The sequence below is a fragment of the Mesorhizobium sp. B4-1-4 genome (assembly GCF_006439395.2).
GTDB lineage: Bacteria > Pseudomonadota > Alphaproteobacteria > Rhizobiales > Rhizobiaceae > Mesorhizobium.
Genome location: NZ_CP083950.1, coordinates 1165256 through 1189124, shown reverse-complemented (window position 1 = coordinate 1189124; position 23869 = coordinate 1165256). Strand labels below are relative to the sequence as shown.

Here is a 23869-nt window from a genome sequence, read left to right as displayed (position 1 = left end):
CCGGGATCGAATACCGGAAAGTGTCGGTCCGCCTGCCGCCGGGCCTAGTCCATATGCGCTGCAGGCGCGCCGCCGGCCGGACCGGCCGTCGGCTTGCGCAGCAGGAAGACAAACGGGATGGCGAGCAGCGTCATCACCATCAATATTTTGAAGTCGTTGACGTAGGAGATCATCATGGCCTGGAGATTGACCATGCGGTCCACCTCCGACAGCGCCATTGGATCGCCACCCGCCGCAGCCGGCGAGACTGCCCAGAGATTGGGGTTGAACGGGCTGATGAAGGCGGAAAGTTCGGCGTGATTGACCTGCGTGTTGCGCACCAGCAGCACGGTCACGACCGAGACGCCGATCGACGAGCCAAGATTGCGCACCAGGCTGAACAACGAGGTTGCGTCGGTGCGGTAGCGTGCGTCGAGCGTGGCGAAGGCAACCGTCGACAGCGGCACGAATACCATTCCCATGCCCAGGCCCTGGATCACCCCGGAGCTGATGATCAGCCAGTTGTCCATCTGCGGCGTGAAGCTGGCCATGGTGTAGAGCGACTGGGCGGTCAGGAGAAAACCGATGACGACGAGAATTCTGGCGTCGATCTTGCCCATGATCCGTCCAACGGCGAGCATCGAAATCATCGTGCCGACGCCGCGTGGTCCCATGACGATGCCGATGGTGACGGTCGGATAGCCGAAGATGGTGGACAGCATCGGCGGCAGCAGCGACATGGAAGCTAAAATCAGCACACCCATGACGAAGATGAACGCCAGCCCGGTCACGAAATTGCGGTCGAGGAAAATCTTCGGATCGATGAAGGGATGTTCCGATGTGACCGTGTGAATGATGAACACCCAGAAGCCGGTGATCGAAAGCCCCAGCTCGATCCAGATCTCGACCGAGGAAAACCAGTCGACCTCGCCACCGCGGTCGAGCAGCAGCTGCAGCGCGCCGACGCCGAGCGATATCATGGCAAAGCCGAAGAAATCGAAGCTGCGCACGCGCCGGGCAACGACCGGCAAATAGGCGGCCATGCCAAGGAAGGCGACGATCCCGACCGGCAGGTTGATGAAGAACACCCAGCGCCAGTTGAAGTTCTCGGTCAGCCAGCCGCCCAGCGTCGGGCCCAGGATCGGTCCCAGCATGATGCCGGCGCCCCAGATGGCCATTGCCTGGCCGTGACGCTCCTTTGGGTTGATGTCGAGCAGGAAGGTCTGCGACAGCGGCACGATCGCGGCGCCGAACACCCCTTGCATCAGCCGGAAAAGCACCATGGTTTCCAGGCTCCACGCCAGGCCGCACAGCATGGAGAAGATGGTGAAGCCGACCACGGCCGTCAGGAACAATTCCTTGCGGCCGAAGCGGTCGGCGAGCCAGCCGGTGACCGGCGTCATGATGGCGGCGGCCACGATGTAGGAGGTCAGCACCCAGTTGATATTGTCCGGGGAGGCGCCGAGATCGCCGGTCATGGTCGGCAGCGCGACATTGGCGATGGTCGTGTCGAGCGCCTGCATGATCGTCGCCAGCATGAGCGCGACCGTGATCAGGCCGCGATGCGGCACTTCTTTGAAGGGTTCGGGCGTGCTCATGCGCGCAACTTCCAGCAAGTAACAAAAACGTGTACACAGGGTTCCCGGGCGGCAAGGCCTTCCCTGAGAGACCTTCATCGCGGTGGGACGCGATTATCGATGTGGGGGTTACATCGACCGAAAGTCTCGAGTGAGCGGATGCCTGCCGCCCGGAAACATGAGGACCGACGGGGCGGTCTCGAAGATTTCAGATGTCGGCCAAACCACAACGCGGCTCGAACCAGGCACTGATCCTTCCCGCTCCTCCCATCAGACCAATCCTGCTATTCGCTTCCACCCGCCTGGTCCCCGCGGGCTTCCGCCGACTTACCGCGCGTGCTCGCCAGCCGTTGCGTGACCGAATATGGCCGGAAAACCGCGGGCAACCCCGGTATCGACCGTGACGGAGACGCTCATGCCGGTACGCAGAGCCATCTTGGCGTCGGGATCGGTCAGTTCCAGCCGCACCGGGATGCGCTGCGTGACCTTGACCCAGTTGCCGGTGGCATTTTGCGCGGGCAGCAGCGAGAATTCCGCACCGGTTCCAGCACCGATCGCCTTGACGGTCGCCTCGAAGGTCCTGCCCGGATAGGTGTCGACGACGATCTCGGCCTTCTGGCCCGGCTTCACGTTGGTGAGCTGGGTTTCCTTGAAATTGGCATCGATCCAGGTGTCGCCGGTCTCGACCAGAGAAAACAATGGCGTGCCGGAGCCGACAAACTGGCCGACCTTGAAGGACGAAGCCTGGGAGATGACGCCATCGGCGGGCGCCTTCACCGTGGTCTGCGCCAGGTCGTATGCGGCCTTGTCGCGGGCGGCGAGCGCCGACATCACGGTCGGATGCTTGTCGGTTTCGATGTCGGGGTTGCCGCCGAGGGCGGCCTTGGCGCTGATGATGCCCTGCTGGGCAACGGCAAGCTGCTGCTTTGCCTTGTCGAGATCGTTCCTGGCCTGGTCGAGTGAAGACTTGGCGTTGATGCCCTTCTGGGCAAGATCGGCGGCACGGCCATACTGCGACTGGGCGTAGTCGACCTCGCTGCTGGCGGACTTCTCCTGCGCCATTGCCTGGCTGTAAGCGGCGCGCAGCTGCTCGACATTGAGGCGCGCGGCAGCAACAGCCGCGTCGGCCTGGGCAAGCGCGATCCGGTAAGGCTCGGGATCGATGGCGAACAGGAGATCGCCCTGCTTAACCATCTGATTGTCCGATATGGCGACCTGAACGATGCGTCCCGCAGTGTCCGAGGCGATCGACACCTTGGCCTGCTGCAGGTTGGCGTTCTCCGTCTCCTGATAGCGTCCGCCGGTCACCCAGACATAGCCGCCGCCGATGACCAGGGCCGCCGGCAAGGCGAACATCAGAAAAAAACGGCCCATGCGGCGCTTCTTCGGCGCTGGCACTGGCTGCACGGGAGGAGCGACGGCAACAGGAGCAGCAGCCGGCTGGGCCGGTGCTTCCATCTCCACCTTGGGGGCGCTCTCGTCTATCTTGGCTACCGCGTTCATGCTGCTGCGCCTTCTGTATTCTTGACCTTTTCGTCCGACGATGAATCGCCATCCGCGAGATTCTGCGCCATCGCATCGAGCGACCTGATCAGGACGCGACGGTCCTCCGGCGAAACGCCGACAAGCGATTCCTCATAGACCTCGCCGGCGAGGCTCTTGACCTCGGCATAGGCCGCGCTCGCCTTGGCGGTCGGAAAAATCATCCGCACCCGGCGGTCGGCGGCGTCGGCGCGGCGTTCGATCCAGCCGCCCTCCTCCATCCGGTCGACAAGGCGCGAGACGCTGATGGGCTCGATTTCGAGCAATTCCGCGAGCCGGGCCTGGGAGACCCCCGCCTCCTTGGCGACACGCACCATAAGGCGCCACTGCGCCGACGACAGGCCAAGCCCGCTGGCGCGCATCTCGAAGCGCTTGCGCAGCAGACGCTGTACGTCGTGGATCAAAAATCCCAATCTATCGATGCCATCAGAAACCATGAGCGATACTTATAATAAGCGTGCTTACTATTCAAGGTGCCAAATCGCATGGAAGCCGGCAAATGTGCAGGACAGCCATGCGACACGGTCATGGTTGGCAAGAAGTAAGCGTCGTGAGCTTTTTAGAAGGAACCTGACAAGGGCAGAACCGAACGTTCTCACAGGCGATTTCGAACGACCATCGTGACGACGAAGAACGCGCCGAGCGAACTGGTGATAATGCCGATCGGCAATTCCTGTGGCGGCAGAAGCGTGCGGGCCAGAAGCTCGCTTGCCAGCAAAAGCACCGCCCCAAACAGCGCGCAGCTTGCGATCAGACGCAAATGCAAGGGGCCGGCCAGCGGCCGCGACAAATGCGGGATCATCAATCCGACAAAGCCGATGACGCCGGCGACCGAGACCAGAATTGCCGTCGAGAAGGCGGCGACGAGAAATGTCGCCCTGCGCATCCTTGCCACGGGCACGCCAAGGCTTTCGGCGGCACTTTCACCAGCCAGGAAGGCGTCCAGCCTGCGATGGTTCCACAGCCCGTAAATCGCAATCGTGCCGGCCCCCAACGCGCCCAGCCACACATTGTCCCAGCGCGCCAGCCCAAGCCCGCCCATCGTCCAGAACAGCACCGAATGGGCCGCGCGCTGGTCTCCGGCAAAGACCAGGTAGTTGGTCAACGCAGTGAACATGAAGGAGACGGCAAGCCCGGCAAGGATCAAGCGTTCCGGGCCCTGCCCCCTTACCCGCGCGACCAGCAGCAGCACGATGCCCGCTGCCAGTATGCCGCCGGTGAAAGCCGCGATCGGCAAGGTCCAGATGCCGAAACTGTCACCAAAGACGGTGATGACGGAAACCGCGCCCGCGGCGGCCCCCGAAGACAGGCCGAACAGGAAGGGATCGGCGAGATCGTTACGCGTCACCGTCTGCAGCAACGCGCCGACCATGCCGAGGCCCGCGCCGACACAGACCGCCAGGATCGTGCGCGGCAGCCGCAGATCGACGACGATCTTGCCGACCGGGCCAGACACCTCATGTTCGCTCAACCCGACGGCATGGCCAAGTGCGGCAACGACGTCGCTCAGCGGTATCAGCGTCGAACCATAGGCGATCGACAGCAGCACGAGAGCGGCGGTCGCCACCGCGCCCGCCGCCATGGCCAGCGGGAATGCCTTGTGCCCTGAGAGCGCGCCGGATTTGTGCTTCAGGGCGAGATGCATCAGAACGCTTCCGGATGCATCGCCCTGGCGATCTTGCCGATCGCGTCGATGTTTGCCGGTCCGGGCGTCAGCTCGGCATAACGCAGGGCCACGAAACGCTCGTTCTTGACCGCGTCCGTCTCTTTCATCGCCGGGTGCGCCTTCAGGAAATCAAGGAGTTTCGTGTAACCGCCGCCATCCTGATAGTCGAGCAGGATGAGGAATTGCGGATTGCGCGACGCCACGGTTTCCCAATCCGTGTTGCCCCAGCTCGTCTCCATGTCGGCCATGATGTTTTCGCCGCCGGCCGCCGTGATCATGGCACTCGGGATGGCGAATTTTCCTGCGGTGAACGGCTTGTCCTCGCCGGAATCGTAGAGGAACACCCGTGTTCCCTTGCGATCGCCGACCTTGGCGGTGATGTCAGCGAGTTGCGCCTTCCAACCGGCAACGAGCTTCTCCGCCTCGGCCTCCTTGCCGAAGATCTTGCCCAGTTTTTCGACATCGCCGTAGAGAAGGTCCATCGAGGCGGCGGGCCGGTTCTTGTCGAGATGGACGCAGCTTTCCGTCAGCACCAGCGTCTTGATGCCGTGCGGCGCGAGCGTGTCGGGCGTCACATCGCCGCCCGGCTTCATGCCATAGTACCAGCCGGCGAAGAAGAAATCAGGCTCGACCGCGACGAGGTTTTCGAGTGTCGGGTATTTCGGCGCCAGTTCCGGGATCGAACCCTGCTCGGCCTTGAAATCGGGCCCGACCTTGTACCATCCGGTGATGCCGGTCAGGCCGACGATCGACGGCTGCAGCTTCAGCGCGAAGGCCATCTCTGCCATGTTGAGATCGTGGATGACGGCGCGCTTGGGAGGCGCATCGAAGGTCAGCGGCTTGCCGCAACTGTCGACGGTGACCGGGAAGGCGAAGGCTGCCGACGCCAGCAGCGAGAAGGCGAGCGACAGGGCGAGGCGTTTCACGATTTTTGCTCCTTGGTTGAACTGTGTCGGATGAAAGTCGGTTTCGGTCAGGAAGGCGCCGCACGGTTCGGAACATCGAACACGGTCAGTTCGCGGTCCTCGGTGGGATGGCGCAGGCGAAACACGTCGACGCCGAAAATCTCGCGGATCAGTTGTTGCGTCAGCGCTTCGCGCGGCGCCGCCAGCGCATGGAGCCGGGCTTCGTTCATCACCGCTACCCTTGTGGCGAACGGCGCCACCAGGGCCAGATCGTGCAGCACCGCGATCACCGTCATGCCGAAGCCAGCCACGAGTTCGAGCAGTTCCGCGCGGGCGCGGGGATCGAGATGGTTGGTCGGTTCGTCGAGGAACAATACTTTAGGTTCCTGCGCGATGGCGCGCGCAAGCTGGGCGCGTTGGCGTTCCCCGCCCGACAGTGAGCCAATGGTGCGGCCAAGCAGGGGCAGCAAACCGGTCCGGCGCAGCGCGTCCACGACAATGTCGCGTTCCTCGCTCCTGCGTTTCAAGCCGGCATGCGGGACGCGGCCAAGCTCGACATAGTCGATCACCGCCAGCCGCGGATCCGGCTGGTCGGTCTGCCCGACGACGGCGATGTGCAGGGCCCGCTCGGCCGGCGAAATCCTGTCGAGGCGGCGCCCGCCGAGTTTCACCTCTCCGGAACTTGGCTTGAGCATGCCGGACAACATGCGCAGCAGCGTGGTCTTGCCGGCGCCGTTGGGGCCGATAATGGCGAGGCGATCGCCGATGGCCATGGACAGGCTGACCGCGTGGACCAGATTCCGCCCATTCGCCACCGCGCCGAGATCGCGCGCCTCGAGAAGCGGCACCGTCATCGGCTGTCTCCTGCCGGCTCGCCCGCTACCGGGATGCGGGCCAGCGTCTTGCCGGCCAGTCGCGGCGGACGTTGTCCGGCATTGCACCAGCCGTCGGGGAGCGAGGCGTAGAGCCTGGCAAACCGCACGAGATCGCCGGCGTCGGCCTCGGCATCGATGGAGCCGAAGAGATAGGCGGCCTTGTCCGGGGCCTGGAACGCCACCGCCAGCGGCCGCGCACAGCCTGCCATGCACGCCACCCCCTCGACCGTGAAGCCCTGCGCCACCGCGAGTTCGGCGTGGGTCGACAACCGCGAGCGCAAATCGGTGCACAAAGCTTCGCCCGACCTGGTCCCTGTCGGGATGTCGCGGCAAAGCGTGCACACGATGATACGGTGAATGCGATCTATGGCGGCGCCCAACTTTCCGTCTTTCTCGATTGGCGACGGAAGGATGTTGGCGGTCGGTCGTCAGACCGACGTCCACGTCTCCTCCCGGCACACCCCGTCCGGTCAACTCCGTGATGGCAGGTCTCCTGGCTCGCGGGTCTCGGCGCAATCCTGCCTTCCCAGCCTCGCCGGCCAGTGGCATTTCGGATCTCGCTCACCGCTTACAGTTGCGGGGGCAGCCACGGCCTCGATCCCAGGCGGATCTCACCGTGTTCCCTTTTCACCCCTCGCCTTTCGACTCGGGGACCATCACCATTCCACCCTAGTTTTCCCCGGATTGCATCGCAACGGATTTCTCAGTCGCGACGATCGGAGCCGAAGCCGCGCGCGACCACGCATCTTTATGTAATAACATAACGCAATAACGCATGAGGCGCGGCGCTGTCAAGCGAGGGGCTGTCAGCCATCTGTCGAGCGAATTGCGCGGAGTGCGCAATTTCGATCAAATTGGCCAAACGCGGAAAGCCGGATGATTTCAGGTCGAATCGACCTGAAATCTGAATCCGCTTCTAATCAAAGAGATAGGGCATGACGTCGTCTGAAAACCGCTTCACACTTTTCGGCATCATGCTCTGGCGGAAGATCACAAATCAAGATTCCAGTTCTGACCAACCAGATCCTTGCCGAAGGAATGATGAGGTTCTTCCTCGATCAGTTTGAAGCCGGCGGCCTGATAGATATGCCGGGCAGCGGCGAGAATGTCGTTTGTCCACAAGGTCAGGGTCTTGTATCCCCTGGCGCGGGCAAAGCCGATGACTTCCTCCACCAGTCGCTTGCCGATGCCGAGGCCACGCGCCGAAGGCTCGACATAGAGCAAACGCAGCTTCGCCACCTGATCCGACTTGCGTACGACGAAGACCGAGCCGACGACCTCGCCTTCCCGCTCGGCGATCCAGCTGCGCTCCCATTTCGGATCGTAGGATTTCACGAACGCCGCGAGGATTTCGGCGACCAGCGCCTCGTAGGTTTCGTCCCAGCCAAAGTCCTGGGCATAGAGCAGCCCTTGCCGGTGGGTGATCCAGCCGATGTCGCCGATCTGCAGCGGCCTCAACAGATAGGGGATCGTTGGCTCGGCATTTTCGGCGAGCAGACGCTGCACCGTCTGCATGGATTTGACCAGCCGGTCTTGTTCCGATGCCGGCAGCCGATCGAGCAGGGCCCGGACCTGATCGTGCGATTCCTTGTTCAGCGGTGCGAAGGCATTCCTGCCCGCCTGTGTCAACGCAATCGACGATTGCCTTGCGTCCGAAACCAGCGTCGCTCTGGAGATGAGGTGAAGGCGTTCGAACTTTTTCAGCAAACGGCTGATATAGCCAGCGTCGAGACCGAGATCGCGTCCGAGGTCGGTCGCAGTCAGGCCATCGCGATGCGCCAACTCGTAGAGCACACGCGCCTCGGTCAGGGAAAAGGCGCTTTTCAGCAACCCTTCGTCGAGCAGCCCGATCTGGCGGGTGTAGAAGCGGTTGAATGCCCGCACGGCATCGATCCGCTCCTTGTTGGGCGCATCATTGCGGGGCTGGTGGTGAACCGTCATGGACATCTCCTGTCTTTACAGGATCAATCATTTACTTGACTGAGTCAAGTATCTTGAGCATCCGACGTGTTCACATCGTCGGCAACACCGGCCAACGATCCGCAAATCCTGCCGCCGGATAGCACCGCGATCGACCCGAACTGCTGCAGCACGGCCGCGCTCTGTGTCGGCCGCAGGAACGCGTAATCGCCTGGCCTGATGACTGTATAGACAGGCAGGCCCATGAATTGCTGCAACCCACGTCAACAGGCGGGAGCGGCGTGAGGGCGATCCTGGCCGGTCGCTGGTCTATCTCGCCCGACGAATGAGGCCTTCAAAGCCGTCGGCCAGATCGGAGGCGCCGGCCGTGAATATCTTCACGAGGTTCTGGGGACGGCCGGGAGTTTTGTTGGCATCAAGGAGGATGGCCCTGCCCTCATGCAGGACGAAATCGAATTTTCCGTAGTCAAAGCCGAGTTCACGTCGCCGCGGCGGAACGTTGCCCGCTTCTGGTCCTCGGTTCGGCCAAGCTTCGGTAAGTTCACCATCATGATGGAAAGAGGCACTCGGCGCGCCTTGACTCTGGCAGGCCAGCAGCCTATCTCATCGCCACGTTAGCACTCGCCATTGGTGAGTGCTAACTACAGGTCCGGCGCCGCCGGACTTTGTTGTTGTCCGGCTTCGCCGGATGGAGGAACTGTTTCTCACCGTTCTCATCGAGGAAGAAAAAATGGCAAAGTCGAAGTTCCGCCCGCTTCATGACCGCGTGGTCGTTCGCCGGGTCGAATCCGAATCCAAGACCGCCGGCGGGATCATCATCCCGGATACGGCGAAGGAAAAGCCGCAGGAAGGCGAGATCATCGCCGTCGGCTCCGGCGCCCGCGACGAAAGCGGCAAGCTCGTTCCGCTGGACGTCAAGGCTGGCGATCGCATCCTGTTCGGCAAGTGGTCGGGCACGGAAGTCAAGCTCAATGGCGAAGACCTTCTGATCATGAAGGAATCCGACATCATGGGCATCATCGGCTGATTATCGGCCTTTCCGTCAACTGAATCTTGAATCTTCGGGCTCGCTGCGAGCCCCTGCCAGGAGTTAAACATGGCTGCCAAAGACGTAAAATTCTCCCGTGACGCCCGCGAGCGCATGCTGCGCGGTGTCAACATCCTCGCCGACGCGGTGAAGGTCACGCTCGGCCCCAAGGGCCGCAACGTCGTCATCGACAAGTCGTTCGGCGCCCCGCGCATCACCAAGGACGGCGTCACCGTCGCCAAGGAAATCGAGCTTGAGGACAAGTTCGAGAACATGGGCGCGCAGATGGTCCGCGAAGTTGCTTCGAAGACCAACGACATCGCCGGCGACGGCACCACGACCGCGACCGTTCTGGCTCAGTCGATCGTCCAGGAAGGCCACAAGGCGGTTGCCGCCGGCATGAACCCGATGGATCTGAAGCGCGGCATCGATCTCGCCGTGGCCGACGTGGTCGGCACGCTGATCAAGAACGCCAAGAAGATCAAGACCTCGGAAGAGGTTGCCCAGGTCGGCACCATCGCCGGCAATGGCGACTCCTCGGTCGGCTCGATGATCGCGGAAGCGATGCAGAAGGTCGGCAATGAAGGCGTCATCACGGTCGAGGAAGCCAAGACCGCCGATACCGAACTGGAAGTCGTCGAAGGCATGCAGTTCGACCGCGGCTATCTCTCGCCTTACTTCGTCACCAACGCCGACAAGATGGTCGCCGATCTGGAAGACGCCTACATCCTGCTGCATGAGAAGAAGCTCTCCAACCTGCAGGCCATGCTGCCGGTGCTCGAGGCTGTGGTGCAGACCTCCAAGCCGCTGCTCATCATCTCGGAAGACGTCGAAGGCGAGGCTCTGGCCACGCTGGTCGTCAACAAGCTGCGTGGCGGCCTGAAGATCGCCGCCGTCAAGGCGCCGGGCTTCGGCGACCGCCGCAAGGCCATGCTGGAAGACATCGCCATCCTGACCGGTGGCCAGGTCATCTCGGAAGACCTCGGCATCAAGCTCGAGAATGTCGGCCTCAACATGCTCGGCCGCGCCAAGAAGGTGTCGATCTCCAAGGAGAACACCACCATCGTCGACGGCGCCGGCAAGAAGCCGGAGATCCAGGGCCGCGTCGCGCAGATCAAGCAGCAGATCGAGGAGACCACCTCGGACTACGACAAGGAGAAGCTGCAGGAACGCCTGGCCAAGCTCGCCGGCGGCGTTGCGGTGATCCGCGTCGGCGGTGCGACCGAAGTGGAAGTCAAGGAAAAGAAGGACCGCGTCGATGATGCCCTCAACGCGACCCGCGCGGCCGTGGAAGAAGGCATCGTTCCCGGCGGCGGCGTCGCGCTGCTGCGCGCCTCGCTCAACATCAAGGCGATCGGCGCCAACTCCGACCAGACCGCCGGCATCAACATCGTGCGTCGCGCGCTGCAGGCTCCGGCCCGCCAGATCGCGGCCAACGCCGGTGCGGAAGCCTCGATCGTCGCCGGCAAGATCCTTGAGAACAAGGGCGCGACCTTCGGCTACAACGCCCAGACCGGCGAGTATGGCGACATGATCGCCATGGGTATCGTCGACCCGGTCAAGGTCGTGCGCACGGCTCTGCAGGACGCGGCCTCGGTCGCCGGCCTGCTGGTCACCACCGAAGCCATGATCGCCGAGGCTCCGAAGAAGGAGTCGGCTGGCGGTATGCCGGGCGGCATGCCTGGCGGCGGCATGGGCGGCATGGGCGGCATGGACTTCTAAGAAGTCCATAAGTACGCCCATCAACTCACTTTGCTCAAGCCCGCAAGCGGGCTTGAGTGGCGGCATGGACTTCTAATCCAGCCAATCAGCTATTTTGCAAAGGGCGGCAGCGATGCCGCCCTCAGACTGCTGACAAACCCCTGGCATTTGCCGGGGGTTTTTGATTCACTGGGTCATGTTGAAGCGACCCGCCCCTGAACAGACCGCGCTCGAGATGGTGACGTTGGATCAGCTGGTTCCGGCTGACCACCTGTTGCGCAAGATCGATCGCGCGATCGACTTTTTCTTCATCCACGATCTGACAGCGCCGCTCTACTGCGCCGACAATGGCCGACCGCCGCTCGATCCGACCTTGATGTTCAAGGCGCTGTTCATCGGCTACCTGTTCGGCGTGCGCTCGGAGCGGCAGCTGGTGCGCGAGATCGAGGTCAATGTCGCCTACCGCTGGTTTTTGCGGCTGAAGCTGACGGACAAGGTGTTCGACGCCTCGACGCTGTCGCAGAACCGGCGCCGGCGCTACCAGGACGAGACGATCGCGCAGGCGATCTTCGACCGCATCGTCGAGCAGGCGATCCGGGCGGGGCTGGTGGACGGGACGGTGCTCTACACCGACAGCACGCATCTGAAGGCCAACGCCAACAAGGGCAAATACGACCTTGCCCTGGTCGCCAAGTCGCGGGCCGACTACTGGAGCGAACTCGACCGCGCCATCGAGGTGGAGCGGGCGCTGCATGGCCAAAAGCCGCTGAAGCAGAAGCAGAAGCAGCGCAAGCCGCCCGAGAAGCAGACCAAGGTCAGCCGTGCCGATCCGGAGGCCGGCTACATGGTGCGCGAGGGCAAGCCGAAGGGCTTCTTCTATCTCGATCACCGCACGGTGGATGGCCGTTGCGGCATCATCACCGACACGTTCGCCACGCCGGCCAACGTGCATGACTCGATCGTCTATCTCGGCCGGCTCGACCGCCAGGTGGAGCGCTTCGGCTTCAATGTGGCGGCTGCGGGGCTGGATGCCGGCTACGCCACGCCGGGCATCGCCAAGGGGCTGGAGGACAGGACGATCAGGGGCGTCACCGGCTATCGCAACCCGACCCCGCCCAAGCCCGGCATGATGAGGAAGAGCGCCTTCGTCTATGAGCCGGATGCGGACGGCTATCGTTGCCCGCAGGGCCAGTTGCTTGCCTATGCCACAACCGACCGCAGCGGCTACCGGCATTACAGGAGCGATCCGGCGATCTGCCGCGACTGTCCGCTGTTGGCCTCCTGCACCTCAAACGCCAAGGCCGAACGCACCATCACGCGCCATGTCTGGCAGGACGCCCGCGAGCGGGTCGACGCCAATCGCTCGACCGCATGGGGCAAGGCCATCTACCGGCGCCGCAAGGAGACGGTCGAGCGGTCTTTCGCCGACGCCAAGCAGCTCTTCGGCCACCGCTATGCCCGCTTCCGAGGGCGAACCCGCGTCGCCTGCCAGTGCCTGATCGCCGCCGCCGCCCAGAACATGAAAAAGATCGCAATCAGCCTCTGGCCAAGCCCAAAACCAGCACCCGCCTGAGGCCAGATGCGCAGCGCCAGCCTCCTGACATCTTCTCCTGACACCAATTTACAAAGCTCAATCAACGCGCAAAACAAAACCCCGCCGAAAATCGACGGGGTTCGTCAGCAGTCTGAGGGCGGCAGCGATGCCGCCCTTTTTCTTTGGAACCAGCAGTTGCCGGCAGCCGATCAAATGAAGAGCAGCGTCACACGGCAGCGTCGGCGCGTTGGGCAACTTTACCTGCAAGCACCGCCTGCTCGATTAGCGCAGCCACCTCATCGGCTACCGTAATGACCGGCGTGCGGTCGCGAGTGGCGCGGGCAATCACCATCAGGCCTTCCAGCGACGACTCGACCAGCAGCGCCAGCACCTGCGCGCGGCGCTCGGCCACCCCTGCCCGCAGGAACGCCTCCCGCAGCAGCCCAATCCACTGCTCGAAGGCGGAGCGGCAGATTTCCGCCAGGTCCGGCACGTCGTTGGGCGCGTCGAGCACGATCGGCGCGATCGGACAGCCGAGCGAAAACTCATTCTCCTCCAGCATGCGGGCCACAGACTGGTAGATGTGGTGGACGGCAACCGCCGGATCTTTTTCCGCCGCCAAGGCCGCGCCCAGCCGCTCGGTCACCTCGGCCACACTGGCCCGCGTCACCTCGATAACCAGTTGATCCTTCCCGCCCGGAAAATAGAAGTAGAGCGAGCCGCGCGGCGCGGCACTGGCACTCAAAATGTCGTTCAGCGAGGTCCCGTGATAGCCACGCCGCCGCAAAAGCAGGGCCGTCGCCTCGATCATCCGGGTGCGTGTGTCAGTCGCCATGTCAACCTCTGTCAGGAGAGCGCATTATAGGTCTTGCCTCAAATATGACAATCGGTCTACATGATATGTAAATCGGTCTACATATTTCGGAGACGATAATGCGGAGCTATCGGCTGGAGGCACAGGGCGACGCATCGACGGGTTGCTGAACGGAAGGAGCAGATCAAATGACTACTGAAAACATCATCGACACTGCCGCTGCCTCGCGCTCTGATGCGACGACGGAAATCATGCGGCGCTTCAACGACGTCTTCCAGCGTCATGACCCATCGGCGCTGAGCGAGCTGGTCGACGAAGGCTGCGTGATCGAGAACACCACGCCGGCGCCGGACGGCGCCCGCCGCGACGGCAAGGCCGCCTGCGTCGAGCTGTGGTCGGCGATCGCCACCGGACCCGGCACACGCTTCGATCTCGAGGAGACGTTCGTGGCCGGCGACCGCGCGACGATCCGCTGGCGCTACTGGATGGCCGACGGCAACTCGCTGCGCGGCGTCAACCTGATGCGTGTCGCAAACGGGCGGATCGTCGAGGCGATGGGCTACGTGAAGGGATAGCGTCTCGCGCAATTCCCGGCAAAGTCCATGGCGATTTTCGTCCGGAGTTGCGCAAGAGCCAGTGCATGGAGGGGATCTACGAAGCGGAACCGCTTCCCGTGTGGCGCTAGCGGTCCGCCAGCGCCAGCTTGGCGCCGAGCATCACAAAGGCACCGGCGAAGGTGCGACGCATCCAGGTCAGCACCATCGGTCGCGACACGACATGGCTGCGGATCGAAGCGGCAAAGATGCCGTAGCCGACAAAAACCACGAAGGTCAAAAGCATGAAGACAAAGCTGAGTTCCAGCATCTTCGACAGCGCACTGGGTTCTGTAGCGCTGACGAATTGCGGCAGGAAGGCAAAGAAGAAGATCGACAGTTTCGGGTTGAGCACGTTGACGAGGATACCGGTGGCAATCACCTTGCCGGCCGAGCGCGGCGCGACATTCTCATCGACGCTGAGGCCTCCCTTCTCCTTCAGCGTGTTCCAGGCCATGTAGAGCAGATAGGCGACGCCGAGATATTTCAGCGTCTCGAAGGCGATCGCGCTGGTGTGCAGCAGCGCTGCAAGACCGGTGATGGCGGCGGCCATGTGCGGGATGATGCCGAGCGTGCAGCCGAAGGCGGCAATGACCGAGGCCCGCGCGCCGCGCGAAAGCCCGGCGCTCAGCGTGTAGAGAACGCCGGTACCGGGCGAAGCCACGACGATCAGCGACGTCAACAGGAATTCGATGCTCACGATTGATCCTCCGCAGCCCTGCTCCGATGCAGCCTAGCCAGCAAGGTAGATCAGCACAAGCCGCCGGAACGCGGCTACGACGTCGTCGGCAATCCGTGCGCCCGGCGCGCCATCAGGCAGTCGTCGTCGCCCGGCATGCAGGCGCGACAGACATCCGGGCGGACGTCGTAAATGCCGCAAGCCGTCGCCTTGCCCACCTCGCCGGTCAGGGCCGAGCAGCGCACGCCCTCGCAACGCATGCCGGATTCGTTGGTCGCGACATATTTTGCCGGGATACGGTCGAGCTGCGCGTCATCTTCGGTGGAAAAGCGCGGCCATTCGGCCGAGTAGGAACAGCAAGCGCCACAGCTCTGGCAGTCGAAGGCGGGCGCCGCGAGGCCGCGCGGCGCAAGCACGACAAGGCTGCGATCGGCGTCCTGCGGCAAGGCGTTATTTTTTCCTGCCCGCCTTGCGCGGTGGCGTCTCGACCGGTGACTTGAACAGGTCGGTCGCTGCCTCAACGGGCGCGGCCTTCGGCGCCGCGGCCGGCTTCGCCGGCTTTGCAACGGCCGACGCTGCCGGCTGGTCCTTGGCGGAGAATTTTATGGCCATGTCAGTCCTCGTTGCCGGAGCGCGATGGCGCGCGCGGATTGCGCAAGCGGCCGATCAGCGCCGAAACCGCCGTGATGTTCATTTCCTCCGGCGACCAGATCGCCGTTGCCTCGATGTGATGCGGCCCAAGTTCGCGATGCGTGCTGCCGCTGTAGGCGGCGTCCTGATAGGTGACCAGCTGCCGTGTCTTGGGATCTTCGCGGACATATTCGATCAGGTAGTTCGGGCACTCGGCACGGCCACGCACGCCAATCCGCACCTGCGCATCGCCATGGGCCCGCTTGCAGCGCTCGAGCTTTTCCAGCACACGCCGGACATATTCGACCGGCTTGTCCAGCCCTTCGACCATATCGGCGATGGTCGCATTGGCAGCGATCGGCGTTGGCGGCACGCGTTTGGTGGCCATCAGCGTGCGTCCGTGTGGTTCGGCAAGGCTGGCTTGCGCGGTTTGTGCAAAGTGGCGGTCAAAATCTTCTCCTGTCCGGAGCGCCGAAAATGGCGAGGCCGGTCTTTCGGCCATGGCTGCGTACAAAGCAATACGGCGTCTGGTTCAAATTTGTCGGGTGCTGCCTCGCCGCCATGGCTGCCCACAAATACGCATAGCACACCCTGACGGCCAGCGGCCTGGAATTCGATCGCCCTGCACGGGAAAGATGATGCCCGCCCTGCTGCGCCGCAACGCTCTGGCCACTTGCCACGGCCGCTTGAAGAAAAACTTGTGTTCGTAGGGAACCGATGTTCCGATCGGGCGTTTTGGATATGCCGTCAGCAATTCATGAGAGCAATCGAAGAAGGTTGACGGCAAAAGAACGCCTCCCGCGCAATAAAACGCACGAGGGGCGTTCTTGTATGGCGCGCGTGGCCTACATCACGGCGGTCATCATCGGCAGGATTTCATAGCGAAAACCCAACCCGGAACGAACCGCCGGATCCGCCTCGGTCAGTTCCCGCACGGCGGCCTCATCATCGGCGCGCACGATGCCGAGTCCCCAGGGGCCGACAGGATCGGCGACCGGTCCGAACAGGATGACACCGCCCTCGCCCAGCTTGCCGCGCAGATAATCCGAATGCTGTTTCATCAGCGCCTTTTCCGCATCGGTCAGGGTGAAGGCAAAGTCGGGCCGTGGCGGGATCAGCCGGCAGTGGAACACGCCCTGCGGTTTGCCGCCGGCCCCATCCGTGAGGAAGGCGGCCAGCCAACCCAGCACGCGTTCCCAGCCGAGGCCGTGATCGCGGCAAGCACCCTCGCGAGTGCCGAACCCCTCATGACGCAAAATCAGCCGCGTTCCGGTGTCGATCGCTTCGAGCATGTAGGTCACGGTGGTGACGTTGTCGCCGTCCCACGGGGCCTTCCATGTCATGACCAGAAGGTGCGGCGGCTCGACCTTGAGATATTCGCCCTGGACATGAAATTTCTGGCCATCGGCGCCCTTGCCTTCCGATCGCCACGTGCCGCCCGGCCGCACGTCTGCCGTATGTCTCGTTGTCCGGTAGAGCTCGTCCGATCCCCACCAGAGCGGAATCTGATCATCCGCCGTCAGGGCGCGAAACACCCTCTCGGGAGGCGCGGCTATCGTCACGGTGGCGAGAATTGTGCCCGCCGACACATCGGCGATGGCGCGAGGTCCGTCGTGGCTGGCCATCATTCATTCTCCAGATAAGACTTCAGATTGCCGAGGCTTGCCTGCCAGAAATCGCGATAGGGCAAGATCCAGTCGGCCACGTCCTTCAGTTCAGCCGGTTCCAACCGGTAGAGCCGCTCGCGGCCGTGCTTCTGCTCGGAGACGACGCGCAGCTCGCGCAGAACCCTCAGATGCTTGGAAATCGCTGGCCGGCTCTGCGAAAAGGTCGAGGCGAGTTCGTTGACCGGCGCCGGCCCATGCCGCAACCGGTCGAGAATGGCACGGCGCGTCGGGTCGGCAATGGCCCGAAAGACGGAACGGTCAGGATCAGTCTGCAGCATAATGCGTATCCATTTGGTTACGTATTATGCTGATTGGAGACTTCCGTTAATCTTGCTCCAAAAGACTGCTCAGCGCTCCTGGTCGGTCGGCCTGATGACGATCTCGTTGACGTTGACGCGTGCCGGTTGAGTGACCGCATAGAGGATGGCGGCGGCGACATCCTCGGCGGTCAGCGCTTCCATCGTGGCGAGGCGCTGGTCCAGTCCCGCCTTCGAGGCGGCGTTGGTGATGTGGTCGCCGAGTTCGGTGCGCACCAGTCCGGGCTCGATGACGGTAACGCGGACCTTGTCGGCGTAGACCTCACGCCGCAACGATTCCGAAAAACCGACGACGCCGAATTTGGTCGCCGCATAGCCGCTGGCGCCGGGATTGGCGACGCGGCCGGCGACCGACGAGACATTGACGATATGACCTTTGGCAGCCCGGAGATGCGGGAGCGCTGCCTTGGTCACGCTCATCAGGGCCAGCAGGTTGAGTTCCACCATCTGGCGCCAGTCCTCGAGCGTCGCCTCCGCGGCCGGCGAGAGCAGCATCACCCCGGCATTGTTGACGAGGATATCGAGCCGGCCCCATTCGGCCACCACCTTTCCGACCATAGCAGTGATGTCATCGTTGCGGGTGACATCAGCCTCGATGCGCAACGCCGCTCCGCCGGCCTTTTCGATGCGCGCGGCCAGCGCTTCGAGCCGATCGGCACGGCGGGCGGCGACCGCCACCTTTGCCCCAGCGGCGGCCAGCGCCGTGGCTGTTGCCTCACCAATAACCGATGAGGCGCCGGTGACGAGAGCGACCTTGTCGGCGAGCATGGAAGAAACGGTCATTGCAACATCTCCAAAAAGCCCCTGCCCAACGCTCCTAGATAGGCTGGCCCGATCCTTCTGAAAGGCCGCTTCCAGACAGACGCTATTCGTCAGGCCCGGGCTCGGGCCAAGGTTCCCTCGCCGCCTCCGCGTACCATTGCCGCATCGCCGGCGTCGCGAGCACGGCATCGACGTAGGCCCTGGTGTCAGGCGCCAGCATGCCGCCATAAGTGTCGAAGCGTGTGACAACGGGCGCATACATGGCGTCGGCCGCGGTGAATTGGCCGAACAGGAAGGGACCACCCTTGCCGTGTTTCTCGCGGCACTCGCGCCATAGCGCCTCGATGCGCGCTCGCTGCGTTTCGCCTTCGGCGTCGAGCGGCTTGTGCGCTTTCAGCCGCCGCAGATTCATCGGCCAGCCATAACGGACCTCGCGAAAACCGGAATGCATCTCGGTCGCCGCCGAGCGCGCCAGCGCGCGAGCGCCGATATCGGCAGGCCAGAGGTTCTTGTCCGGAAAAAGGTCGGCAAGATATTCAAGGATGGCAAGGGTTTCCCAGACGACCCTGCCCTCGTGATTCAGCACCGGCACCTGACCGGTCGGCGACACTTTGGCGAGGTTGGCGGCAGTTTCGGGCGTGCGCAGCCGCACAAGACCTTCCTCGAACGGGATCTCCAGATGCTTCATCGCCAGCCATGGCCGCAGAGACCACGATGAGAAGCACTTGTTGCCGATGTAGAGCGTGAAGTTCGCCATTTCTCTCCCCATGCGCACGACCGTCCTGGAAACCTTTGGCGCGTGCGTCTCGGCAACCTACCCGGTCAGCTTTGCCGCCGGAAGCGGCTGCTCGCACTCATTTGCTTGCGGGACAATGCTTGGAACTTAACAGACACTGGCCCGTTTGTTCCGCGCGGACGAATTCCTCCGAATTCGCACTTCCAGGAGATGCGGAAAATGGTGAACAAGGATCAGGTCGCGGGCATGGCCAAGCAGATCAAGGGCTCGGTCAAACAGGCTGCCGGCAAGGCGACCGGCAACAGGCGGACCCAAGCCGAGGGCATGGCGGACAAGGCCGCGGGCAAGGTGCAGAAGACCTATGGCGACTTGAAGGACAAGGTTAGGAAGGCCCTCTGACCCCCAGCCAGACCTGATTCTGTTCATCAGGAAAGGCGGCTGCCAAAGCCGCGTTTTTTATGTGCTCCAGCCCTTGCTGAAAGCACTGGTGAAGGCGACCTCGCCATGATCATCGCGCGCCTCAACCAATACCAGGTCCATGCCGTCGCTGGTCACCCTGGCCAGCGCGAAGCCGCCCATAAAGGCAGCCTTCGGCTTGAACAGGTCGAGCCCGTCACGATGGTAGACCAGCGACGTTTCGTGCTGATGGCCATGGAAGATTCCAACGACATTGTACCCCTTCAGCATCGCCACCAGCGCCTGCCTGTCGGCATCGCCCCACCAGTGCGGCGCACCGGCGCCGTCATCGTCGTAGGTCCGCTTGGCAGGATCCCAACGCTCCGTCGAGAAAGTATCCCAGCCATAGTGCTGGAACAGGATGACGGGGCGGCCATCGGCCGCGTAGGTCGCCAGATCCTGCTTGAGCCATGGCAGGCTGCTGTCAGCACCGTGGCCGGTATCGCCGGCGAAACGATGCGTCTGGACGAGATGCAGACCGCCCCAATCCCATGAATAGCAGTCGGTCTCGACATCGTAGCTCGTGGCCGGCACGGGCGGCTTGAAAAACACTCCGGCGCGGTGGTTGACCTCGACATAGTCGCGCATTTCGCGCCGGTACCAATCGACATGGTTCGGCGGGCCGTTCTGGTCGAGATCATGGTTGCCGAGCCCGGCATAGACCGGCATGTGGACGCGGTCCAGGCCGACGCCTTGCTGGTAACGCTGGCTGAACTGGAGAAGCTGCGTGCCCTCGCTCGGCTGGGTGATCTGGCCACCGCCATCGTCGGTCATGTCGCCGCCGACGACGAGGCCGAGCGGCATGCCGATCCGGTTGCCTGCCGAACGCAAGCCGGTGGCGACACCGTTGATCTCAGCCGGCCAATCCTTGTCAGCGATGGCGTTCAGTGCCGCGACATTGCGCAGCAGTGCGGCGTCGGTCTTGCCTTCCTGCAGGCAGTTGGGGCTCAAGCCGTTCGCCATGCGGCAGGCATGGACATCGGCGATGAACAGGAACGTGGCGTCGATGGGCTGGATGCGCTGCCCGGTCTGGCTGAACGCCGGACGTGAAACCGCCACGGCAAAACCCGCGGCCTGCGCCAGAAAGCTGCGTCGTGAAAACAACGTTGGCTGCCGGTGATTCATCATCGGCGGAATTTCAGCACAAACGGCGTCTGTCCGTCCAGTTTTACGACTTCCCTGGCCATCGCCATCGCGACGAACGGCTATGAGACGATCAAGCCGCTGGCCGAGTAGCAATACCGTTGCGGAATCAGCCTTCCCAATGCCGGATTCCGGCTTCGAAGCCAGGTTCTAGGCTTTATCCAGGGCCGCCAGACAGTCGCGCAGCACGGCGGTGTCCTGCATCGCCTTGGCCATCGACATGGCGCCGGAATAGGTGGCCACGGCCAGTGCCGCAAAACGCTGAGGATCGGTGCCTTGCTCCCTGCCCTCCTGCTGGTCGGCCCTGATCTTATCGGCGAGCGCCTGACGCCACGCGGCAAAGATGCCGGCAAGGGCAGCGCGGAAATCGGGATCGGCGAGCGACAGTTCATGCGCGAGATTGTTGAGCGGACAGCCGCGCACGAAACCCTGCCGCTCCAGTTCCGCCGCCACGGCCTCGAACACAGCCCGCACGCCATCGCGGGCCGAAGCCGCCGCCCGCACCGGCGCGATCCATGTCTCCTCGACCGCCGCCGCGACGCGCTCATCGATTACCGCCAGCGCCAGCGCCTTCTTGGTCGGGAAATGATGATGCAGAGCCCCGCCACTGACACCCGCCGCCGCCATCAGGTCGGCCAGGCTGGAAGCGTGATAGCCGCGCACCTGAAATGATTCCTCGGCCACGTCGAGCATTTTCCTGCGCATGCCCTCGGGGTCGTTGACGCGTTTTCGCGGCCGGGGCGCTGATCGACTGGTCGTCTCTGCTGACATTGGCCAACAATAGCATGTTGACAAAACAGGACAACCGGTCTGTTTATAAACAGGACGATCAATCTGTTTAGGAGACTGCCCGATGAACCTGCCTCTGAACATTACGCCGGAGGCGGCGTTCGCCTCGCCCGTCGTCGAGCTCAGGCAGTACACATTGAAGCCCGGGCAGCGTGAAACCCTGATTGCCCTTTTCGACCGGCAGTTCGTCGAGAGCCAGGAGGCGAGCGGGATGACCGTCATCGGCCAATTCCGCGATCTGGACCGGCCGGACATGTTCGTCTGGCTGCGCGGTTTCGACAGCATGGACGCACGCAAGGATGCGCTGACCGCGTTCTACGGCGGACCGATCTGGGCTGCGCACCGTGATGCAGCCAATGCGACAATGATCGATTCCGACGATGTGCTGCTACTGAAGCCGGCTTGGGCAGGCGCTGGCCTTGACCTCTCGGGCGCGGAGCGGGCCGGCTTGGGCGCTGGCGAAAAACCGATACCAAACAAGCCACTCGCTGGCATTGTTGTCATCCGGATTCATCATTTGCGACCCGAGGCGGAGGCCAGTTTCACCAGCCGGTTCGTGGCCGAGGCGGCGCAGCTCATCACAGCGTCCAATGCACGCTTGCTCGCTGCTTTTGTTACCGAACAATCCGAAAACAGCTTTCCGCGCCTCCCCGTACGGGCAAGTGAAAACGTTTTTGTCAGCGTCATGAGCTTTGAGAACGTGGACGCGCACGCACGTCACGAGGCCGTGCTTTCAGCCTCGTCGGGTTGGCAGGCCTTCTGGCAAGCCGTCCGGCAGGATCTGAGGCGCCCAACGGAGACATTGCGTCTGGCGCCGACCTCGCGCTCGCTGCTTGGCTATCCCGTTGACGTGGCGGGGGGCAAGGGGCTGGCAACTGGCGAAGTTCATACCGTGGGATAGCCTAGCGCCTAACCACGGTTCGGCTGCCTGCGAAGCGTATTACCGGAGCACCTTCTTCAACCGATTTGCATCCTCAACGCGCACAATCTCTGCTTGAAGCCATTTGGGCAACGCGATACGCCGTTGCCGACTTCGAGAAGGAGAAACCTTGTGAGCACGCCAAAGACCAGAACCGAAACCGATACGTTCGGGCCTATCGAAGTCGCCGCCGACCGTTATTGGGGTGCGCAGGCGCAGCGTTCCCTGGGCAATTTCAAGATCGGTTGGGAAAAGCAGCCGGCTTCGATCGTGCGCGCGCTCGGCATCGTCAAGCGGGCCGCGGCGGAAGCCAACATGGACCTGAAGCGGCTCGATCCCACGATCGGCAAGGTGATCGTCGAGGCCGCGCAAGAGGTCATCGACGGCAAGCTCAACGAACATTTCCCGCTGGTGGTCTGGCAGACCGGCTCAGGCACGCAGTCCAACATGAACGCCAATGAAGTGATCTCCAACCGGGCGATCGAAATGCTGGGCGGCGCCATGGGCTCGAAGAAGCCGGTGCATCCCAACGACCATGTCAATATGAGCCAGTCGTCGAACGACACCTATCCGACGGCCATGCACATTGCCTGTGCCGAGCAGATCGTGCATCACCTGATCCCCGCGTTGCACCACCTGCACAAGGCGCTCGCCGCCAAGAGCCGGGACTTCAATCATATCATTAAGATCGGCCGCACGCACACGCAGGATGCCACCCCCCTCACCCTCGGCCAGGAGTTTTCCGGCTATGCGGCACAGGTCGCCTCCTCGATCAAGCGCATCGAGATGACGTTGCCCGGCCTGCAGGAACTGGCGCAGGGCGGCACCGCCGTCGGCACCGGCCTCAACGCGCCGGTCGGCTTCGCCGAAAGGGTTGCGGACCGGATCGCCGCCATCACCGGCATCGCCTTCGTCACCGCGCCGAACAAATTCGAGGCGCTGGCGGCCCACGATTCCATGGTGTTCTCGCACGGCGCCATCAATGCGGCCGCCGCGGCACTCTTCAAGATCGCCAATGACATCCGCTTCCTCGGTTCGGGCCCGCGCTCGGGCCTTGGCGAGCTGTCGCTGCCGGAGAACGAGCCCGGCTCCTCCATCATGCCGGGCAAGGTCAATCCGACGCAGTGCGAAGCGATGACGCAGGTCTGCGTGCAGGTGTTCGGCAACAATGCAGCGCTGACCTTCGCCGGCAGCCAAGGCCATTTCGAGCTCAATGTCTACAACCCGCTGATGGCCTACAACTTCCTGCAGTCGGTGCAGTTGCTCGCCGACGCTTCGGTTTCCTTCACCGACAATTGCGTGGTCGGCATCGAGGCGCGGGAAGACAACATCAAGGCGGCGCTCGACCGCTCGCTGATGCTGGTGACGGCGCTGGCGCCCACCATCGGCTACGACAACGCCGCCAAGATCGCCAAGACCGCGCACAAGAACGGCACCACGCTGCGCGAGGAAGCGCTGGCCACCGGCCTGGTCAGCGAAGCCGATTATGACCGGCTGGTGCGACCGGAGGACATGACGCATCCGGGGTAAGGTATTTTTCGGCGGGAGAATTTTACCCCGTCGTCGCACAGCCCGGCACGAATTTTGCGCGTCTTGCCGGGCCGCGAGAATGTACAACCTGTGAACAATGTGTCGCCA

The 23869-nt window shown here is 63.0% G+C and carries 27 protein-coding genes and 1 riboswitch; of the genes, 7 read left to right on the top strand and 20 right to left on the bottom strand.

Annotated elements, in window-relative coordinates:
• Window positions 1-44: 44 nt before the first annotated feature.
• From FJW03_RS05605 to FJW03_RS05565, 9 genes are all read right to left on the bottom strand, one after another.
• Complete coding sequence (locus FJW03_RS05605; protein WP_140696160.1) at window positions 45-1577, bottom strand: DHA2 family efflux MFS transporter permease subunit; 1533 nt, start codon at window positions 1575-1577, stop codon at window positions 45-47.
• 306 nt (window positions 1578-1883) lie between these two features.
• Window positions 1884-3059: an HlyD family secretion protein gene (locus FJW03_RS05600; RefSeq protein WP_140763032.1), complete on the bottom strand. Its 1176-nt coding sequence runs from the start codon at window positions 3057-3059 to the stop codon at window positions 1884-1886.
• Window positions 3056-3535 carry a MarR family winged helix-turn-helix transcriptional regulator gene (locus FJW03_RS05595; RefSeq protein WP_140763035.1) on the bottom strand — a complete coding sequence of 160 codons (480 nt, stop codon included), beginning with the start codon at window positions 3533-3535 and terminating at the stop codon, window positions 3056-3058. Before FJW03_RS05595 ends, FJW03_RS05600 begins: the two co-directional genes overlap by 4 nt.
• 158 nt (window positions 3536-3693) lie before the next feature.
• On the bottom strand, window positions 3694-4743 hold the full coding sequence (locus FJW03_RS05590; protein ID WP_181173226.1) for a FecCD family ABC transporter permease: 1050 nt from the start codon (window positions 4741-4743) through the stop codon (window positions 3694-3696).
• On the bottom strand, window positions 4743-5690 hold the full coding sequence (locus FJW03_RS05585) for an ABC transporter substrate-binding protein (protein ID WP_140763038.1): 948 nt from the start codon (window positions 5688-5690) through the stop codon (window positions 4743-4745). Before FJW03_RS05585 ends, FJW03_RS05590 begins: the two co-directional genes overlap by 1 nt.
• 47 nt (window positions 5691-5737) lie before the next feature.
• Window positions 5738-6523: an ABC transporter ATP-binding protein gene (locus FJW03_RS05580; protein WP_140763041.1), complete on the bottom strand. Its 786-nt coding sequence runs from the start codon at window positions 6521-6523 to the stop codon at window positions 5738-5740.
• Window positions 6520-6924 carry a DUF1636 family protein gene (locus FJW03_RS05575; protein ID WP_210240590.1) on the bottom strand — a complete coding sequence of 135 codons (405 nt, stop codon included), beginning with the start codon at window positions 6922-6924 and terminating at the stop codon, window positions 6520-6522. The genes FJW03_RS05580 and FJW03_RS05575 overlap by 4 nt, the downstream gene beginning before the upstream one ends.
• A gap of 85 nt (window positions 6925-7009) precedes the next feature.
• Window positions 7010-7217: riboswitch (cobalamin riboswitch) on the bottom strand.
• 317 nt (window positions 7218-7534) lie between these two features.
• Complete coding sequence (locus FJW03_RS05570; protein ID WP_140763047.1) at window positions 7535-8485, bottom strand: helix-turn-helix domain-containing GNAT family N-acetyltransferase; 951 nt, start codon at window positions 8483-8485, stop codon at window positions 7535-7537.
• 44 nt (window positions 8486-8529) lie between these two features.
• Window positions 8530-8709 carry a hypothetical protein gene (locus tag FJW03_RS05565; RefSeq protein WP_226890597.1) on the bottom strand — a complete coding sequence of 60 codons (180 nt, stop codon included), beginning with the start codon at window positions 8707-8709 and terminating at the stop codon, window positions 8530-8532.
• A 485-nt stretch (window positions 8710-9194) separates the two neighbouring features.
• Between FJW03_RS05565 and groES the strand changes: the two genes are divergently transcribed.
• The 3 genes from groES to FJW03_RS05550 all read left to right on the top strand — a co-directional run bounded on the left by groES (window position 9195) and on the right by FJW03_RS05550 (window position 12765).
• Window positions 9195-9491, top strand: coding sequence for a co-chaperone GroES (gene groES, locus FJW03_RS05560; protein WP_010915433.1), 297 nt, complete (start codon window positions 9195-9197; stop codon window positions 9489-9491).
• Window positions 9492-9560: 69 nt separating this feature from the next.
• A complete protein-coding gene (gene groL / locus FJW03_RS05555) occupies window positions 9561-11213 on the top strand; it encodes a chaperonin GroEL (protein ID WP_140763050.1) in 1653 nt (550 codons plus the stop codon).
• Window positions 11214-11388: 175 nt separating this feature from the next.
• Window positions 11389-12765 carry an IS1182 family transposase gene (locus FJW03_RS05550; RefSeq protein WP_140767523.1) on the top strand — a complete coding sequence of 459 codons (1377 nt, stop codon included), beginning with the start codon at window positions 11389-11391 and terminating at the stop codon, window positions 12763-12765.
• Window positions 12766-12952: 187 nt separating this feature from the next.
• Here FJW03_RS05550 and FJW03_RS05545 read toward each other — a convergent pair whose 3' ends face one another.
• Window positions 12953-13561: a TetR/AcrR family transcriptional regulator gene (locus tag FJW03_RS05545; RefSeq protein WP_140767406.1), complete on the bottom strand. Its 609-nt coding sequence runs from the start codon at window positions 13559-13561 to the stop codon at window positions 12953-12955.
• A 167-nt stretch (window positions 13562-13728) separates the two neighbouring features.
• Between FJW03_RS05545 and FJW03_RS05540 the strand changes: the two genes are divergently transcribed.
• Entirely contained in the window at window positions 13729-14115 is a 387-nt protein-coding gene (locus FJW03_RS05540) for a nuclear transport factor 2 family protein (protein ID WP_140611308.1), read from the top strand.
• A 106-nt stretch (window positions 14116-14221) separates the two neighbouring features.
• Here the strand turns inward: FJW03_RS05540 and FJW03_RS05535 are convergent, their stop codons facing one another.
• The 8 genes from FJW03_RS05535 to FJW03_RS05500 form a co-directional block, all read right to left on the bottom strand.
• Window positions 14222-14833, bottom strand: coding sequence for a LysE family translocator (locus tag FJW03_RS05535; protein WP_140611310.1), 612 nt, complete (start codon window positions 14831-14833; stop codon window positions 14222-14224).
• Between the two features lie 74 nt (window positions 14834-14907).
• Complete coding sequence (locus FJW03_RS05530; protein ID WP_226890681.1) at window positions 14908-15228, bottom strand: YkgJ family cysteine cluster protein; 321 nt, start codon at window positions 15226-15228, stop codon at window positions 14908-14910.
• Between the two features lie 34 nt (window positions 15229-15262).
• The gene (locus tag FJW03_RS05525) at window positions 15263-15424 is read right to left on the bottom strand and encodes a hypothetical protein (protein ID WP_181165684.1); all 162 of its coding nucleotides are present in this window, start codon (window positions 15422-15424) and stop codon (window positions 15263-15265) included.
• A gap of 1 nt (window position 15425) precedes the next feature.
• Window positions 15426-15830, bottom strand: coding sequence for a hypothetical protein (locus tag FJW03_RS05520; protein ID WP_140611313.1), 405 nt, complete (start codon window positions 15828-15830; stop codon window positions 15426-15428).
• Window positions 15831-16287: 457 nt separating this feature from the next.
• Entirely contained in the window at window positions 16288-17067 is a 780-nt protein-coding gene (locus tag FJW03_RS05515) for an SRPBCC domain-containing protein (protein WP_140767414.1), read from the bottom strand.
• Window positions 17067-17387, bottom strand: coding sequence for an ArsR/SmtB family transcription factor (locus FJW03_RS05510; RefSeq protein ID WP_140767407.1), 321 nt, complete (start codon window positions 17385-17387; stop codon window positions 17067-17069). Before FJW03_RS05510 ends, FJW03_RS05515 begins: the two co-directional genes overlap by 1 nt.
• 69 nt (window positions 17388-17456) lie before the next feature.
• A complete protein-coding gene (locus FJW03_RS05505; protein ID WP_140767408.1) occupies window positions 17457-18209 on the bottom strand; it encodes an SDR family NAD(P)-dependent oxidoreductase in 753 nt (250 codons plus the stop codon).
• 82 nt (window positions 18210-18291) lie between these two features.
• Complete coding sequence (locus FJW03_RS05500) at window positions 18292-18945, bottom strand: glutathione S-transferase family protein (RefSeq protein ID WP_140767409.1); 654 nt, start codon at window positions 18943-18945, stop codon at window positions 18292-18294.
• A 189-nt stretch (window positions 18946-19134) separates the two neighbouring features.
• Here FJW03_RS05500 and FJW03_RS05495 point away from each other — a divergent pair, with 189 nt between their 5' ends.
• Complete coding sequence (locus FJW03_RS05495) at window positions 19135-19323, top strand: CsbD family protein (protein ID WP_181165685.1); 189 nt, start codon at window positions 19135-19137, stop codon at window positions 19321-19323.
• A gap of 57 nt (window positions 19324-19380) precedes the next feature.
• Here the strand turns inward: FJW03_RS05495 and FJW03_RS05490 are convergent, their stop codons facing one another.
• Window positions 19381-20508, bottom strand: a complete 1128-nt coding sequence (locus FJW03_RS05490) for a metallophosphoesterase (protein WP_140767410.1) — start codon at window positions 20506-20508, stop codon at window positions 19381-19383.
• A gap of 165 nt (window positions 20509-20673) precedes the next feature.
• Window positions 20674-21228: a TetR/AcrR family transcriptional regulator gene (locus FJW03_RS05485; protein ID WP_181173401.1), complete on the bottom strand. Its 555-nt coding sequence runs from the start codon at window positions 21226-21228 to the stop codon at window positions 20674-20676.
• A gap of 148 nt (window positions 21229-21376) precedes the next feature.
• On the opposite strand from FJW03_RS05485, the gene FJW03_RS05480 reads away from it, so the two are divergent.
• The gene (locus FJW03_RS05480; RefSeq protein WP_140767412.1) at window positions 21377-22213 is read left to right on the top strand and encodes an NIPSNAP family protein; all 837 of its coding nucleotides are present in this window, start codon (window positions 21377-21379) and stop codon (window positions 22211-22213) included.
• A gap of 150 nt (window positions 22214-22363) precedes the next feature.
• The gene (gene fumC, locus FJW03_RS05475; RefSeq protein WP_140611327.1) at window positions 22364-23761 is read left to right on the top strand and encodes a class II fumarate hydratase; all 1398 of its coding nucleotides are present in this window, start codon (window positions 22364-22366) and stop codon (window positions 23759-23761) included.
• Window positions 23762-23869 lie beyond the last annotated feature (108 nt).